Origin of the sequence: Klebsiella sp. WOUb02 (genome assembly GCF_050058015.1) — a bacterium.
In the GTDB taxonomy this organism is placed as follows: domain Bacteria; phylum Pseudomonadota; class Gammaproteobacteria; order Enterobacterales; family Enterobacteriaceae; genus Klebsiella.
Genome location: NZ_CP170106.1, coordinates 240,526 through 256,427, shown reverse-complemented (window position 1 = coordinate 256,427; position 15,902 = coordinate 240,526). Strand labels below are relative to the sequence as shown.

The 15,902-nt window shown below is 56.7% G+C and carries 16 protein-coding genes, 1 tRNA gene and 2 pseudogenes; 11 read left to right on the top strand and 8 right to left on the bottom strand.

The annotated features are described in order from the left end of the window. Positions 1-3: 3 nt before the first annotated feature. The gene (locus ABOC21_RS03350; RefSeq protein ID WP_426812434.1) at positions 4-1,251 is read left to right on the top strand and encodes a sugar ABC transporter permease; all 1,248 of its coding nucleotides are present in this window, start codon (positions 4-6) and stop codon (positions 1,249-1,251) included. 61 nt (positions 1,252-1,312) lie between these two features. Here ABOC21_RS03350 and ABOC21_RS03345 read toward each other — a convergent pair whose 3' ends face one another. Genes ABOC21_RS03345 through trmB form a run of 3 tightly spaced genes read right to left on the bottom strand, consistent with a single transcriptional unit; the run spans position 1,313 to position 3,128 of the window. Then, positions 1,313-2,032, bottom strand: coding sequence for a DUF2884 domain-containing protein (locus ABOC21_RS03345; protein WP_426812433.1), 720 nt, complete (start codon positions 2,030-2,032; stop codon positions 1,313-1,315). A gap of 50 nt (positions 2,033-2,082) precedes the next feature. After that, positions 2,083-2,409, bottom strand: coding sequence for a YggL family protein (locus ABOC21_RS03340; RefSeq protein ID WP_095099367.1), 327 nt, complete (start codon positions 2,407-2,409; stop codon positions 2,083-2,085). Further along, positions 2,409-3,128, bottom strand: a complete 720-nt coding sequence (gene trmB / locus ABOC21_RS03335; protein ID WP_426812432.1) for a tRNA (guanosine(46)-N7)-methyltransferase TrmB — start codon at positions 3,126-3,128, stop codon at positions 2,409-2,411. The genes ABOC21_RS03340 and trmB overlap by 1 nt, the downstream gene beginning before the upstream one ends. A 136-nt stretch (positions 3,129-3,264) precedes the next feature. Between trmB and mutY the strand changes: the two genes are divergently transcribed. The 4 genes from mutY to ABOC21_RS03315 all read left to right on the top strand — a co-directional run bounded on the left by mutY (position 3,265) and on the right by ABOC21_RS03315 (position 7,250). Then, positions 3,265-4,323, top strand: a complete 1,059-nt coding sequence (gene mutY, locus ABOC21_RS03330) for an A/G-specific adenine glycosylase (RefSeq protein WP_426812431.1) — start codon at positions 3,265-3,267, stop codon at positions 4,321-4,323. Positions 4,324-4,351: 28 nt separating this feature from the next. Beyond that, positions 4,352-4,627 (top strand): oxidative damage protection protein, encoded by a 276-nt coding sequence (locus ABOC21_RS03325; RefSeq protein WP_045857046.1) that lies wholly within the window; start codon positions 4,352-4,354, stop codon positions 4,625-4,627. A 50-nt stretch (positions 4,628-4,677) separates the two neighbouring features. Beyond that, complete coding sequence (mltC, locus tag ABOC21_RS03320) at positions 4,678-5,760, top strand: membrane-bound lytic murein transglycosylase MltC (protein ID WP_426812548.1); 1,083 nt, start codon at positions 4,678-4,680, stop codon at positions 5,758-5,760. Positions 5,761-5,996: 236 nt separating this feature from the next. Continuing rightward, positions 5,997-7,250 (top strand): nucleoside permease, encoded by a 1,254-nt coding sequence (locus ABOC21_RS03315; protein ID WP_426812430.1) that lies wholly within the window; start codon positions 5,997-5,999, stop codon positions 7,248-7,250. Positions 7,251-7,310: 60 nt separating this feature from the next. Here ABOC21_RS03315 and ABOC21_RS03310 read toward each other — a convergent pair whose 3' ends face one another. Further along, the gene (locus ABOC21_RS03310) at positions 7,311-9,449 is read right to left on the bottom strand and encodes an ornithine decarboxylase (protein ID WP_426812429.1); all 2,139 of its coding nucleotides are present in this window, start codon (positions 9,447-9,449) and stop codon (positions 7,311-7,313) included. A 430-nt stretch (positions 9,450-9,879) separates the two neighbouring features. Between ABOC21_RS03310 and ABOC21_RS03305 the strand changes: the two genes are divergently transcribed. Together ABOC21_RS03305 and ABOC21_RS03300 are read left to right on the top strand one after the other, a co-directional pair. Next, positions 9,880-10,593, top strand: a complete 714-nt coding sequence (locus ABOC21_RS03305; protein ID WP_426812428.1) for a DUF554 domain-containing protein — start codon at positions 9,880-9,882, stop codon at positions 10,591-10,593. A gap of 105 nt (positions 10,594-10,698) precedes the next feature. Then, positions 10,699-10,774: transfer RNA gene (locus ABOC21_RS03300), tRNA-Phe, on the top strand. A gap of 859 nt (positions 10,775-11,633) precedes the next feature. On the opposite strand, the pseudogene ABOC21_RS03295 reads toward ABOC21_RS03300, so the two are convergent. The 3 genes and pseudogenes from ABOC21_RS03295 to ABOC21_RS03285 all read right to left on the bottom strand — a co-directional run. Next, positions 11,634-12,101, bottom strand: a pseudogene (locus tag ABOC21_RS03295) (MFS transporter); the annotation flags it as partial. Next, positions 12,086-12,820 (bottom strand): FGGY family carbohydrate kinase, encoded by a 735-nt coding sequence (locus ABOC21_RS03290; RefSeq protein WP_426812427.1) that lies wholly within the window; start codon positions 12,818-12,820, stop codon positions 12,086-12,088. The gene ABOC21_RS03290 and the pseudogene ABOC21_RS03295, both read right to left, overlap by 16 nt. Before the next feature lie 64 nt (positions 12,821-12,884). Continuing rightward, entirely contained in the window at positions 12,885-13,115 is a 231-nt protein-coding gene (locus ABOC21_RS03285) for a substrate-binding domain-containing protein (RefSeq protein ID WP_426812426.1), read from the bottom strand. A gap of 12 nt (positions 13,116-13,127) precedes the next feature. Here ABOC21_RS03285 and ABOC21_RS03280 point away from each other — a divergent pair, with 12 nt between their 5' ends. The 4 genes and pseudogenes from ABOC21_RS03280 to ABOC21_RS03265 form a co-directional block, all read left to right on the top strand. Further along, a complete protein-coding gene (locus ABOC21_RS03280) occupies positions 13,128-13,697 on the top strand; it encodes a hypothetical protein (protein ID WP_426812425.1) in 570 nt (189 codons plus the stop codon). Positions 13,698-13,709: 12 nt separating this feature from the next. Further along, positions 13,710-13,988: a hypothetical protein gene (locus ABOC21_RS03275; RefSeq protein WP_426812424.1), complete on the top strand. Its 279-nt coding sequence runs from the start codon at positions 13,710-13,712 to the stop codon at positions 13,986-13,988. Further along, entirely contained in the window at positions 13,988-14,254 is a 267-nt protein-coding gene (locus tag ABOC21_RS03270; RefSeq protein ID WP_426812423.1) for a hypothetical protein, read from the top strand. Before ABOC21_RS03275 ends, ABOC21_RS03270 begins: the two co-directional genes overlap by 1 nt. A 38-nt stretch (positions 14,255-14,292) precedes the next feature. Then, positions 14,293-14,571: pseudogene (locus tag ABOC21_RS03265) on the top strand (phage tail protein); the annotation flags it as partial. Positions 14,572-14,615: 44 nt separating this feature from the next. Here ABOC21_RS03265 and ABOC21_RS03260 read toward each other — a convergent pair. After that, the gene (locus tag ABOC21_RS03260) at positions 14,616-15,869 is read right to left on the bottom strand and encodes an IS256 family transposase (protein WP_426812422.1); all 1,254 of its coding nucleotides are present in this window, start codon (positions 15,867-15,869) and stop codon (positions 14,616-14,618) included. Between the last annotated feature and the right edge of the window lie 33 nt (positions 15,870-15,902).

The window sequence follows — 15,902 nt, the reverse complement described above, 5'->3', positions numbered from 1 at the left end:
TTTATGAACAGCAAGACAGAATCCCGCCCGGCCCTGGATCGCGGCGACGAGCGCGTCCAGCACAACGATGGTCTGTTCGGCGTGGTGCGTGCGCAAATCAATCGTATCAAGACCGGCGATCTCGGCACCGCCCCGGTGATTGCCGGACTGATCGTTATCTCCCTGGTGTTTACCTGGCTCAACCCGGTGTTTATTGCGCCGAATAACCTGGTTAACCTGCTTTTTGACTGCGCCACCGTCGGCTTTATCTCCCTGGGGATCGTCTGCGTGCTGATGCTGGGGGAAATCGACCTTTCGGTAGGTTCGATGAGCGGCCTTGCCTCGGCGATTGTCGGCGTCTTGTGGGTCAACGCGGGCTGGCCGGTGGCGGCGGCTATTGGCGTGGCGCTGCTGTGCGGTATCGCCGTCGGTCTGATTTACGCCCTGCTCTATAACCGCGTCGGAATGCCGAGCTTCGTGGCGACGCTCGCTGGCCTGCTCGCGCTGCTCGGGATGCAGCTGTACATTCTTGGCCCCAGCGGCAGCATCAACCTGCCCTACGCTTCGCCGCTGGTTCGCTTCGGCCAGCTGATGGTGATGCCGGGCTGGTTCTCCCATACCCTGGCCCTTCTGCCCGGTCTGGCGCTGCTGACGTTTGGCCTGAAAACCCGCGCACGCCGCCTGCAGGCCAACCTCTCCGCCGAGTCCGTCAGTTCGCTGCTGCTGCGCGCGGTGCTGCTGACGGTGATTTTTGAGGCCGCCGTTTTCTACCTCAACCTGGGCCGCGGCGTGCCGTGGATTTTCGGCCTGTTTGTCGCGGCGGCGATGGTGCTCAACTATGCGCTGAAGCGGACAAAATGGGGCCGCTCGATGTTTGCGGTCGGCGGTAACCGGGAGGCCGCGCGCCGTTCGGGAATTAACGTCAGGGCCATTTACGTCAGCGCCTTTGTGCTTTGCACAACGCTGGCGACATTCGGGGGGATTCTGGCGGCTTCGCGTCTGGCCTCGGCCAGCCAGCAGGCCGGTACCGGCGACGTTAACCTCAACGCCATCGCCGCGGCGGTGATCGGCGGCACCAGCCTGTTTGGCGGGCGCGGCAGCGCCTGGTCCGCGCTGCTGGGGATCATCGTGATTCAGTCGATTTCGAACGGTCTGACGCTGCTGAATCTGCCCTCATCGCTGCGCTATATCATTACCGGCTGCGTGCTGGCGATTGCGGTGATTATCGACTCGCTGGCCCGCCGCTCCCGCGTGTCGCACGGGCGCGCCTGAATCGAGAGGCTTAAAGAGAATAGTGCGCGGCTCGGGCGTTACGGGCCGCGCAATGAAAAGGTTATTGCAGTGAACTCACCAGCGTCTTGCGGCTCTCTTCAAGGGAAACCACCCGGCTGCAGACGTCTTTGCCGAACTGCTGGAAATCCGCCTCCTGATTCTTCCACTCCTCCTGAATCGCCGTTTGCAGACCGCCGAGGCTACCGAGGATCCCCTGCAGCGGATTGCCGCCGCCCTTGAGAACCGCCTTCGCGCCCATCTCGTTAATGCTGTCCTGCAGGATGCCGCCCATCGCCTGATTGACCAGCTGCTGGCCGTCGGCGCGGACCTGATCGATCGCTTTGTAGTGGAAGGTCAGCCCATCGCTGCGGTGTTCAATAATACGATTCATCTGCGTTTTTAGCTGCGCGTCCAGTTTGGTCAGGCGGCCGTGCATGCTGCTGCTGGTTCCCACCTGCTCGGTGATGATTTTATCCAGCGCCGTGCGGCCTTTTTCAACCCGCGCGCGGGCGCCGTCGTCAATCCACGGCAGGCTGCTGCGCAGGCTGGCCTGATAGTCCTGGGCCTGCTCGCGCTGGGCCGCGTTCAGGGAATACTGTTTTCCGTTCCAGGTCAGGCTGCCGTCCGGCATAATCACCAGATCGCCGTTTTCCCCTTTCACCTGCACCTGCTGCGGGCTGAGGATCACGTCGTCACGCGGCGTGACGCTACACTGGTAGTCCGCATGCGCGGTTAAAGCGGTAACGGACAGCGCCACCGCCAGCAGCGTTTTGCGCATCATAAAACTCCCTTCAGACAAAGCGGGCCGGCAATTGCCGACCCTGGTCAAACTTAGTCCCACCAGACGTCAAAAAGTTCGCTGGTGCGCACGTCGGCAAGCTGCCGCTCTTCCAGCCACTTGCGGACAATGGCCTGATGCTCTTCGGTGCATTTACCGATCTCCTGCATGCAGATCAGGCCTTCCCAGGAGAGGTAGCCGCTGCCGTCAAACGCCAGCTTGTTCGGCTCGATCACTTCGTTGATCAGGTCATTTACGGTCTGGTCGATATGCTCTTCGCTGCTCCCTTCCGGGAAACGCCAGGCGACGGAGAAGCCCATTTCCTGAAACTCGTCGATATGCATTTTCTTACGCAGACGACGGCTACGATTCTTTGCCATTATTTCACCCTCTCGAACATTAAGTCCCATACGCCGTGGCCAAGACGATGGCCACGCTGTTCAAATTTGGTTACCGGGCGCGATTCCGGGCGCGGTACATAGTCGTTGCTTTCAGACCGGTTACGATAGCCGTCGAGCGACGACATCACTTCCAGCATATGCTCGGCATATTGCTCCCAGTCGGTCGCCATATGGAAAACGCCGCCGAGCTTGAGCTTGCTTTTCACCAGTTCAGCAAACGGCGCCTGCACGATGCGGCGTTTATTATGCCGCGCTTTGTGCCACGGGTCAGGGAAAAACAGCTGCACCATATTGAGGGAGTTATCGGCAATCATGGTGTGCAGCACTTCGACCGCATCGTGGCACATCACGCGCAGGTTTTGTACACCCTCTTCCTCGGCGGAAGCGAGGCACGCCCCGACGCCCGGAGAGTGGACTTCAATACCGAGGAAATTCTGCTCCGGTTTCGCCTTAGCCATCGCCACCAGCGAGGCGCCCATGCCAAAACCGATCTCTAAGGTGACCGGCGCCTCGCGGCCAAACAGCGAAGCTAAATCAAGCGGCGCATCGGTGAACTCAACGCCCATCACCGGCCAGAGAGTATCCAACGCGTGCTGTTGCCCTTTGGTCAGGCGGCCCTGGCGGCGGACGAAGCTACGAATGCGGCGCAGAGGACGGCCGTTTTCATCGAACTCCGGAGATATGACGTCGTTTTTCATAAAGGTTAGGTCTGCTTGTGAATGTGGGCGGAAAACGGGCATTATCCAAAGTTACCCGACGGATGCAAGGGTTTACAGCCTCTCGCCCTTGTGCTGCAATCTGCCACCCTGTTATCGCAATTCCGGAGCTGCAGCTTTGACTTTTCTCGCCGCGCAATTTTCAGCCCAGGTGCTGGAGTGGTACGACAAATACGGGCGTAAAACCCTGCCATGGCAAATCGGCAAAACGCCCTACAAAGTATGGCTCTCCGAGGTGATGTTGCAACAAACGCAGGTGGCAACGGTTATCCCTTATTTTGAACGCTTTATGGCGCGTTTCCCAACGGTTAGCGATCTGGCGAAGGCCCCGCTGGACGAAGTCCTGCATCTGTGGACCGGCCTCGGCTACTACGCCCGGGCGCGTAATTTACATAAGGCGGCGCAGCAGGTGGCCAGCCAGCACGGCGGCGAATTCCCGCAGACCTTTGAAGAAGTGGCCGCGCTGCCCGGGGTCGGGCGCTCGACGGCGGGCGCCATTTTATCGCTCTCTCTGGGTAAGCATTTTCCAATTCTCGACGGCAACGTGAAGCGCGTGCTGGCCCGCTGCTATGCGGTAAGCGGCTGGCCGGGAAAAAAAGAGGTTGAGAAGCGGCTTTGGGGGATTAGCGCGGAGGTCACGCCGGCCAAAGGGGTCGAGCGTTTTAACCAGGCGATGATGGATCTCGGGGCGATCGTCTGCACCCGCTCGAAGCCCAAATGCGAGCTTTGCCCGCTGAATAACGGCTGCGAGGCGTACGCCAATAATTCATGGACTCAATATCCAGGCAAGAAACCGCAGCAGACGATTCCGCAACGCACCGGCTATTTTCTGCTGATGCAGCACGGCGACGAGGTGTTTCTCGCCCAGCGCCCGCCGGTGGGCCTCTGGGGCGGATTATTCTGCTTTCCACAGTTTGAAGACGAAGAGACGCTGCGCGAGTGGCTGGCACAGCGGCAGATCAAGACCAATAATCTGACGCAGTTGACCGCATTTCGCCACACTTTCAGCCATTTCCACCTGGATATTGTGCCGATGTGGCTTACAGTGCACTCATCAGGCGCATGCATGGATGAAGCCGGCGCACTCTGGTATAACTTAGCGCAGCCGCCGTCGGTCGGTCTGGCGGCTCCCGTGGAACGTCTGTTGCAACAGCTGAAGGCCGGAGCGCTGGTATAGCGTTCAGGCGAATCAAAGAGGATTTATCATGAGCAGAACTATTTTTTGTACTTTCCTGCAGCGCGAAGCGGATGGCCAGGATTTCCAGCTCTACCCGGGCGATCTCGGCAAACGCATCTATAACGAGATCTCCAAAGAGGCCTGGGCCCAGTGGCAGCACAAGCAGACCATGCTAATCAACGAGCAGAAGCTCAACATGATGAACGTCGAGCACCGCAAGCTGCTGGAGCAGGAGATGATCAAGTTCCTGTTTGAAGGCAAAGATGTGCATATCGAAGGCTATACGCCGCCGGAAAAATCGTAAGCGCCAGACGGCGGTTACGCACAATCCACACAACGCACGCTCCCGGAATGATGAAAAAATATTTAGCGCTAGCGCTCATTGCGCCTTTGCTCGCTTCGTGTTCCACCTCGAATAAACGAGGTGGCGAGTACAACGAGGCCTGGGTTAAAGATACCAACGGCTTCGATATCCTGATGGGTCAGTTCGCCCATAACGTCGAAAATATTTGGGGCTATAACGAGGTTCTGCTTGCCGGGCCTAAGGACTACGTTAAGTACACCGATCAATATCAGACCCGCAGCCACATCAACTTTGATGAGGGGACCATCACCGTTGAAACCATCGCCGGCATCGATCCTGCCGGGCGCCTGCGCCAGGCGATTATCAAAACCCTGCTGATGGGCGACGATCCGAACTCCATCGACCTCTATTCCGATGTCGACGACATTCAGATTTCGAAAGAGCCGTTTCTCTATGGCCAGGTGGTGGATAACACCGGCGCGTCGATTCGCTGGGAGTGGCGTGCCGCGCGCTTTGCCGACTATCTGCTGCAAACTCGCCTTAAGAGCCGCAGCAACGGCCCGCGAATGATCTACAGCATCACCATCAACCTGGTGCCGAACCACCTCGATAAGCGTGCACATAAATATATCGGCATGGTGCGCCAGTCGGCGCGGAAGTACGGCATTGACGAGTCGCTGATTCTGGCGATTATGCAGACCGAATCCTCTTTCAACCCTTACGCCGTCAGCAACTCCGACGCGCTGGGCCTGATGCAGGTCGTCCAGCACAGCGCCGGGAAAGACGTTTTCCGCTCCCAGGGGAAATCGGGCCTGCCGAGCCGCAGTTTCCTGTTCGATCCGGCCAACAATATCGATACCGGTACCGCGTACCTGGCGATGTTGAACAACATCTATCTTGCCGGTATCAACAACCCCACCTCGCGGCGCTACGCCGTCATCACCGCCTATAACGGCGGCGCGGGGAGCGTGCTGCGGGTCTTCTCCAGCGATAAGGTCCAGGCCGCTAACATCATTAACAGCATGACGCCGGGCGACGTCTACTCGACGCTCACCACCCGCCACCCCTCCGGGGAATCCCGCCGCTACCTGTATAAAGTCAACACGGCGCAGAAATCCTACCGCCGCAAATAGGATCGCCATCCTCTACCCGGCTCTCAGCGCGAGAGCCGGGTCGTCCAGCACTTTTCCGCGCCGCTCCATACGAAAACGTTATTTGCGTCACAATCTAATCTGCAAATTAATATGGATTGCATTTATTTGCGGAAGGTAACAAAACATGATGCCGCTTACTGATAGAATTTCACCAAATCGTAGTCCTGAATGTAACCATAACAACAGATCCCCCGCTTACTCGTGAGGAAAATAACATGAACCTTAAGCTGCAGCTTAAAATATTGTCGTTTCTGCAGTTCTGCCTGTGGGGTAGTTGGCTGACTACGCTAGGCTCCTATATGTTTGTGACGCTTAAGTTTGACGGAGCGTCTATCGGTGCCGTGTACAGCTCGCTGGGTATTGCCGCCGTGTTCATGCCTACGCTGCTGGGGATCGTGGCGGATAAGTGGATCAGCGCGAAATGGGTGTATGCGCTATGTCATCTGGTCGGGGCGGGGACGCTGTTTATGGCGGCCCAGGTCACCACGCCGGGTGAGATGTTCCTGGTTATTCTCCTCAACTCGCTGGCCTATATGCCAACGCTGGGGCTGATTAACACCATCTCCTACTATCGTCTGAAATCCTCCGGGATGGATATCGTCGCCGATTTCCCGCCTATCCGTATCTGGGGAACCATCGGTTTTATCATCGCCATGTGGGCCGTCAGCTTCGCCGGCTTCGAGCTGAGCCATATGCAGCTTTATATCGGCGCAACGCTCTCCGTCGTGCTGGCGCTGTTCACCCTGACGCTGCCGCATATTCCGGTCTCTAACCAGCAGAAAAATCAGAGCTGGAGCACCATGCTGGGCCTGGACGCATTTGCCCTGTTCAAAAACAAGCGGATGGCGATCTTCTTTATCTTCTCCATGCTGTTAGGCGCTGAACTGCAGATCACCAACATGTTCGGCAATACCTTCCTGCACAGCTTCGACAACAACCCGCTGTTCGCGGGCAGCTTTATCGTCGAGCATGCGTCGGTAATGATGTCGATTTCCCAGATCTCCGAAACCCTGTTTATCCTGACCATTCCGTTCTTCCTGAGCCGCTACGGCATTAAGAACGTCATGCTGATCAGTATCGTGGCGTGGATGCTGCGCTTCGGCCTGTTCGCATACGGAGACCCAACTCCGTTCGGCACCGTGCTGCTGGTTCTGTCGATGATTGTCTACGGCTGCGCCTTCGACTTCTTCAACATCTCGGGTTCGGTGTTCGTCGAGAAAGAGGTGAGACCGGAAATTCGCGCCAGCGCCCAGGGGATGTTCCTGATGATGACCAACGGCTTCGGCTGCATTCTTGGCGGCATCGTCAGCGGGAAAGTGGTGGAGATGTATACCACCAACGGCATCACCAACTGGCAGCCGGTATGGCTGATCTTTGCCGGATACTCGCTGGTTCTGGCCTTCGCCTTCGTCGCGCTGTTTAAGTACAAGCACGTCAGACAGCCTGCCGCTGTCCAGCAGAGCGCCTGATAGCAGGACGCCTGCCGGGCAACCACACACCACGCCCCGAGCTCGCGCCGGGGCGTTTTTTTATGCCTTCAGCACGTTGCCGTACAGCCGCTTGATGCCGTCGGGATCCGTTTCGCTGTAGACGCCCTGCAGCTCCGGCGAGAAGCCGGGCAGCATATTGACCCCCTCCTCCAGCGCGAGGAAGTAGCGCAGCACCGCCCCGCCCCACACCTCGCCCGGCACCACGCACAGCACGCCCGGCGGATACGGCAGCGCCCCCTCCGCCGCAATGCGGCCTTCGGCCTCGCTCAGGCGCACGAGGTCAACGTTGCCGCGGATAAATTCGCGGTTCGCGTCCTGCGGATTCATCACCACCCGCGGGAAGCTCCGCTTACGGAACATCTCTTTTTGCAGATCCTTAACCGCAAAACTGACGTACAGATCGTGCATCTCCTGGCACAGCTCGCGGATCGTGTAATCGCGATAGCGCACCGGATACTTGTTATAGATGGTCGGCAGCACGTCGGCCAGCGGGCTATCGGCTTCAATATGCTGTTCAAACTGCGCCAGCATCGCCACCAGCTGGGCCATTTTTTCAGCGCTCTCGGCCGGGGTCAGCAGGAACAAAATCGAGTTCAGGTCGCACTTCTCGGGCACAATGCCGTTCTCGCGCAGGTAGTGCGCCAGAATCGTCGCCGGGATCCCGAAATCGGTATATTCGCCGCTTTGCGCGTCGATGCCCGGCGTGGTCAGCAGCAGCTTGCAGGGGTCAACAAAGTACTGATCGCGCGCATAGCCCTCAAAACCGTGCCAGCTGGCGCCCGGCTCAAAGCTGAAGAAGCGCCGCTCGCGGGCGATGGCTTCGGTCGGATGATCCTGCCACGGGCGCCCGGCCACCGTCGGCGGCACAAACGGCTGAATCATTTTGCAGCGGGCGAGGATCGCCTTGCGCGCTTCAATCCCCAGCGCCACGCAGTCAGCCCACAGCCGACGGCCGCTTTCGCCTTCATGAATTTTGGCATTCACGTCCAGCGCCGCAAACAGCGGGTAAAACGGGCTGGTTGACGCGTGCAGCATAAAGGCGTTATTCAACCGCTTGTGCGGGCAGAATCGCGCCTGGCCACGCAGGTGGTTATCCTTTTTGTGGATCTGCGACGTTTGCGAGAAACCGGCCTGCTGTTTATGCACCGACTGGGTGACGAAAATGCCCGGATCTTCCGGCGTCAGATCGAGCAGCAGCGGCGAACAATCGGCCATCATCGGAATAAACTGCTCATAGCCGACCCACGCGGAATCAAACAGGATGTAGTCGCACAGGCTGCCAATTTTATCCACCACCTGACGGGCGTTGTAGACGGTGCCGTCGTAGGTGCCAAGCTGAATCACCGCCAGGCGGAACGGCCGCGGCGCATCGGCCTTCTCCGGCGCCGCTTCGCGAATCAGGTTGCGCAGGTAGCCTTCGTCAAAGCAGTGCTCATCGATGCCGCCGATAAAGCCGAACGGGTTGCGCGAGGCCTCCAGGTAGACCGGCGTGGCCCCGGCCTGAATCAGCGCCCCGTGGTGGTTGGATTTGTGGTTGTTACGGTCAAACAGCACCAGGTCGGCGCGGGTGAGCAGCGCGTTGCAGACCACCTTATTCGCCGCCGAGGTGCCGTTAAGGACGAAATAGGTCTTGTCGGCGTGGAACACCTTCGCCGCGAACTTCTGCGCATGTTTGGCGGAGCCTTCGTGAATCAGCAGGTCGCCCAGCTTAACGTCGGCATTGCACATGTCGGCCCGGAAGAGGTTCTCGCCAAAGAAGTCAAAGAACTGGCGGCCCGCCGGATGTTTTTTAAAAAACTCCCCGTGCTGATGTCCCGGACAGGCAAAGGTGCTGTTGTCCATCTCGACGTACTGGGTCAGGGTGTTAAAGAACGGCGGCAGCAGGTTATCTTCATAGCGGCAGGCGGCCGCTTCCAGCTCCAGCCACTCCTGCTCTTTGCCGGCGATCACCGCCGCGACGCCGTCCGGCTTTGCCACTTCGCTTTCGCTGAGCAGATAAACCGGTAGATTAAACCCGCTACGCTTAAGCAGGGAGAGGATGCCGCTGCGGCTGTCCGCCGCGGTAATGACGACTGCCGCCACATCGGTAAAATCGGTACTGTCCAGCGCCACCACGCGACGGTGGGTGGAAAGATGGGGGACCAGCTCGCAGCTGGCGGCAATGTGCATTGATTTCATTAGCGCGAATACCCGTTTCCGGAGAGTAAAAGGCCTCAGACAGGGCGTTCACGCCTTGTCCAACGAAATGTCAGGGTCCGACTGGATTCCAGCTCCGACCGCCCGACATCAGTAAAAGCAGACCGGGTCCGCTTTTACTGTTGTCCTGCAGTGAGCATACGCTGCCTTCACCGCATGAGGGGAAGAGGATCGAGACTAAGAGTAGCAAGATGAGGCGGCTTACGCATCCGCGCGCGGCGGCAATGCGTTGGCGATGTGGTCATCCCGGCGGCCTCATAGTTGAAGAGAAGAAAATTCGCGCAATAATGTCACCTTTGCCATACCCAGGCAAGATGAATTACATATGCAGTTACATCACTGTTCCACGAGCCTTTACGCCGTGGCAGGTTCATAATAATGCACTTATTAGGATAATTAACGGGAGCACGCTGTGGTTACAGGGCCTTTTATTAACGCCGGCGCGGTGCTGGCAGGCGGCATCGTTGGCGCACTGTTAAGCCAGAGATTGCCGGAGCGCATCCGCACATCGATGACTTCTATTTTTGGTCTCGCCTCCTTGGGCATTGGTATTCTATTAGTGGTTAAATGCGCCAACCTGCCGGTGATGGTGCTCGCCACCCTGTTGGGCGCCCTGCTGGGCGAAGTGTGTAATATGGAGAAAGGCACCAACGCGCTGGTCGGCAGGCTGCAGCAGATATTTTCGCCGAAGGGCAAGCAGCGGGTCGCCGCCCATGACTCTTTTGTTCAGAGCTACGTCGCGATTATCGTCCTGTTCTGCGCCAGCGGAACCGGGGTCTTCGGCGCGATGCGCGAAGGCATGACCGGCGATGCCAGTATTCTTATCGCCAAAGCGTTCCTCGACTTTTTCACCGCCACCATTTTTGCCTGTTCTCTTGGCATTGCCGTCGCGGCGATAAGCGTTCCGATGCTGGCTATTCAGCTCAGCCTGGCGGCCTGCGCCGCGTTAATTATGCCCTTGACGACCCCGATGATGATGGCCGATTTCAGCGCCGTTGGCGGAATGCTGCTGCTGGCGACCGGGCTGCGCATCTGCGGTATCAAAATGTTTGCGGTGGTCAATATGCTGCCGGCGCTGGTGCTGGCCATGCCGCTATCGGCAGCCTGGAGCCTCTTTTTCGCCTGAAGCTGCGTGCTTTTAATGCAATGTGGTGATAGATTGTCCATCCTGCGTTGATTTGATGAAATTTCGTTGACGCAGCGAGGTGAATCGGTTTTAATGCGCCCCGTTGCCCGGATAGCTCAGTCGGTAGAGCAGGGGATTGAAAATCCCCGTGTCCTTGGTTCGATTCCGAGTCCGGGCACCACTAATTAGAAGAACCAGCCTACGGGCTGGTTTTTTGCTTTTCTGCAGCCGGACTCTCCATCGAACTACGTTCGATTATTCGCCGCCAGCGGCTCACCCCTTCGGGGCCGACGCGACAGGTGCGCCGTTCAACGCCTTCGGCGTTAGTCCGAGTCCGGGCACCACTATTTAGAAGAACCAGCCTACGGGCTGGTTTTTTGCTTTTCTGCAGCCGGACTCTCCATCGAACTACGTTCGATTATTCGCCGCCAGCGGCTCACCCCTTCGGGGCCGACGCGACAGGTGCGCCGTTCAACGCCTTCGGCGTTAGTCCGAGTCCGGGCACCACTATTTAGAAGAACCAGCCTACGGGCTGGTTTTTTGCTTTTCTGCGGCCGGACTCTCCATCGAACTACGTTCGATTATTCGCCGCCAGCGGCTCACCCCTTCGGGGCCGGCGCGACAGGCGCGCCGTTCAACGCCTTCGGCGTTAGTCCGAGTCCGGGCACCACTAATTAGAAGAACCAGCCTACGGGCTGGTTTTTTGCTTTTCTGCAGCCGGACTCTCCATCGAACTACGTTCGATTATTCGCCGCCAGCGGCTCACCCCTTCGGGGCCGGCGCGACAGGCGCGCCGTTCAACGCCTGCGGCGTTAGTCCGGGTCCGGGCACCACTATTTAAAGAACCCAGCCTATGGCTGGTTTTTTGCGTTTGTAGATTCCGTTTCGGCGAATTCATCATTTCCTTCGACAGACGGCGGAAAAATGACCGGCTCTTCTGGTAGGCCCTGCCGGTATCCCGTGGATGCCGCATTTGATGTCGTTAAACCGGGAAACCTCGAAATACCGGCTTACGGTCGGGCAAGCCCGACCGCCATCCGTCAGAAACTGATCCTTTCGACTTTACCCACCACGAAAATGTAAGAAAGCGCACCAATTAGCGCCACGCCAGAGACAAAAATAAGGGCCGGGGCAAAATTGCCACCGCTGACCAGGTATCCGATAACAATCGGAATAACGATGGAAGATAAATTACCGATAAAGTTGAACGTTCCGCCAGTCACACCGATGGCTTTCATCGGCGCAATTGCCGATACCAGCGTCCAGGTGATAGAGGAGAATCCATTACCAAAAAATGCGAGCGTCATAAAGCAGACAATGAAAGTGGTATTATCGGTAAAATTGGCGCCGACAATGGAGGTAGACAGCAGCAGCCCCAGAATTATCGGGAGCTTCCTTGCAAGGGTGATACTATGCCCCCGTTTGATAAGCCAGTCCGAGAATGTCCCGCCGAGCAGCACACCGGCAAAGGCCGCCAGAAATGGAATAGAGGTCAGGAAACCGGATCGTTCCAGCCCAGAATCACGGGGATACCTGCCAGGAGATTGAGGTTAGCGGCCGGAGATGAACTCAGTTTGCCGGCAATGACCCAGGGCTGATCATAAGGGGGGATGAGATGGTCAGGCACTCCGGCCCAGCGGAGTAGCCGGGTAGAAGGGCGCTGTGTGCGCTGGTTAACAATGCCTTTAAGGCTGGTGAGGTCAGAACGCCACTCGCCTGTCAGTTGCCAGATCGCATACTCTTTCAGCTGCACGAGATGGCGGGCACGGGATAACAGATCCGGTTCATTTCTGGCCAGCCATTTCAGTTTTGGCGCAATAAAGGCAGGGCCAATCAGCATATCCATGCCAAGTTCGTCGTGGAGCTCTTCTCTGGAGAAGGTTTCAATCAGCTCTTTCGCTTCCTGGCTTGCTCTGCTGTCCATCCATGAAATGACATTCGTGAGAGGCTCACCGTCATTATCCACGAGGAAGTGCGCACTGATTTGTGAGCTAATAGCAATGGCTTCAATACAGTATGTCTGCCCCGCCTCGCTGGATAAGCGCATCAGCATTTCACAGATATTTTTCCAGATCTCCCGGGGGTTCTGTTCCACGTGGCCCGGTGACGGGAAATAAAGAGGGTAAGACGCTTTATCAGAAAACAACTCATGCCCGAACTTATCGATAAGCACCAACTTACTGGAAGTAGTCCCGATATCTAATGTAAGAACGACTGAACTTTTCATTATTTAAGCCTTATTCTGGGTGAGCCCCAAAAAATGAAACGTTTCATTTTTGGTTAAAAAAAAATCAAATGGCCCGGGTGGACTCCCGGACAAGTAATTCAGGTTTCAGAAGCGTTGTTGTTACAGGTGCCGTGTTGTTACTCTGAAGACGGTTAAAAATAGTGTTCGCCGCATGCATGCCAATCAGCAACGGTGACTGTGTAACCATCGTGATCTGCGGTGAAACGATATCCCACATAAAGTTATTCTCGTTAATAAGAATGAGTGAGACATCTCCCGGGATATTGATACCCATGGTTCTGGCTTCATGTACTGCACCGGCGCACTGTGTGTTATTGACCGCATCCTGAACGGGTTTCAGGCGCGGGGAAAATATTACTGCGGGTTCCGTAGCTACAGTGAGTCCACGTTCGGCTTCGCCAGCACCGGCGGAAGTGCTTATAACTTCTATGCCTCCGGCGGCACGCGTGGTGCATATCTTTGGGGGAACGTGTTTGGGTTGATTATCAAGGATTCCAGCTCATACGCATTCCAGTACCAGGATGCCGAAAACAACTTCATCACGGGTATGGATGCTTCCGGGCGCTGGCAGCGCATGAAGTGGTCATTTACAACCACGGATATGGGGGCTGTTGCCTCGTCTTACAGCTGCATCACTGCGGCCAGTCCGACAGCAGATAGTTCAGCGATAACCATGCCCCCGCAGAGCCACGGTAAGGTTTTCTTTGTCCGTAATTTCTCGGCCGATGTCGCGCTGACGTTGATTGGCAGTTTTGAAAAAGGCGCAGGTACGTTCCAGGTGCCGGCGCTTAATACGATGGTTTTTTTTTCTGACGGTACCTACTGGTATCCGATGACCCGTTATTTACCGGTTTAATGCGAGGCCGATATGTCATTTTCTGTTTCCCGTACGCTTGAGCGTCACATTGAATACCCCGCGCTGGGTGTGGTGAACACCTCGACGTTTTCCACTGAGCTGATTATTTCTGTCAATTCCGTCGGCGTGATGGACGAGACTGCAAAGCTGGCCGTCGTGGCGTTCAGCCTGACGCTGAGCACTGACAGCACGGTCTCACTGACCCGCGAGGAGCTGTTTACGTATTCCGACAGCGAAGCGCTGGCAGCGGAAGCCGAATCCTTCCTGATATCTCTTTACAATAAGGACTGATGATGAAAACGAAACGCGAGCTTGAGCTTGAAATTGAACTGTATTCCACCAGAGAACAACTGCTGAACGCGCATTACGAAATCATGGCGCGTGACGGTGAGATGAACTCAGTATTGTTACATGAAGCCAGGGTAGAACTGGAAAAAATGAATGTGGACGGTGATATGCAGTCAGATACCGCAGCTCAGGGAGAGCAGGCGCGCGACACCCGGAAAACCCACGCTGGTACAGGTGAAAGAACAGACCAGACCGCTGTCGCGGGTTGAGTCAGTGTCTTCTGTTCTTGTAAAAATGAGGTGGCGGCGTGAGTGAGAAAAAATATATTTCGCTGGTAACCACTGCCGGACTTCAGCGGATTGCCGCCGCAGTTGTGAGCGGAGAAAAGGTCGGCATCACGCGGATGGCCGTAGGTGATGGCAATGGCGTGCTGCGTCTGCCTGACTCCGGTCAGTCAGGTCTCGTGAATGAACTTTTTCGCACCACGCTGAATGGCCTGAAAGAGGCCGGGGACGTAAAAAATATTATCGAAGCGGAAATGATAATGCCCCCGGAGGTCGGCGGTTTTACCCTGCGTGAGGCGGCATTGTTTGATGATGGAGTTATTGTCAAATCTGGTGTACGAAGACATCAGGCGACGCTCCGATCTGATGCTTCATCTTCCACCTGTTCGCCGTCTTTAAACGGCACGTTGTTGACCACCAAAGTCAACAGCTCGAATCCCTTAAGTCGATTCCAGTTTTTCTGCGCTGACTGGAGCAACTTGAATACCATCGCCAACGTCGTCGCTCTCGAGCCACAGTTCTTAGCTCGTTTGCTGCGTAACCGAACTGTCGCAAATGCCGATTCGATGGGGTTAGTCGTCCTTATTGACGCCCAGTGTGCCGCCGGGAAATCGTAGAAGGCGAGCAGATCTTCTCGATCCTTCGTCAGCTTCTTCATCGCTGCCGGATATTTGTCGCCATACTTCACCAGCATCGCATCCAGCGCCGTGTCTGCTGACACACGGTTCTCTGCCAGCCAAATATCCCTCAATTCACTTTTTATCTTCGGCTGCACCGACTTCGGCAACGAGGTCAGTATGTTAGCGGTTTTATGTACCAGACAGCGTTGGTGCCGGGTGTCAGGAAACACTTTCGACAGTGCATTCCAGAAGCCCATTGCGCCATCACCGGTTGCCAGCTTCGGTGATATCGTCAGGCCACGTGTGCGCAGCCCGCTCAGGAGCTCGTACCAACTCGCCTCCGACTCCCTGTAACCATCTTCAACAGCAATCAGCTCCTTACGACCGTGTTCCGTGACCCCGATGACAACCAGCAGGCACAGCCGATCGTCCTGCCGTACGTTGCTGTAAATACCATCAGCCCAAAGATAGGCATACCGCGTATCGCTCAGGTCGCGTTGTGCCCAGATATGGTGCTCATCCAGCCACTGAGCCTTAAGACGACTGATGGTGCTGGCCGAGAGGCCGGAAGCCCCTTCGCCGAGCAGAGCCGACAGGGCTTCGTGGAAATCGCCGGTAGAAATCCCACGAAGGTACAGCCAGGGTAGCAACTCGTCTACGGATTTAGCCCGCTTCAGGTAGGGCGGTAACAAGGCACTGTTGAAGCGTATGCCGTTGCCACTGCGATCCCTGACCTTTGGGACTTTGACGCTGACATCGCCGATACCGGTCTGAATGCGTCGCTCAGGTAGAAAACCGTTACGCACCACCGCCTGGCGGCCATCATCGAGTCGGCGCCCGGCAAACCGGGCGAGCATAACTGCCAGTTCTGCTTCAACGGCACTGGCGATCAACTGCTGTGCGCCGGTTCGAAGTAAATCATGGAGTGGGTCGGTGGCCTCAAGTAGCTCAGGCAACACCTGTAGGGTAGACTTGGTCATGGCGTATCATCTCTCTGTTGTTGAAATCCGGGA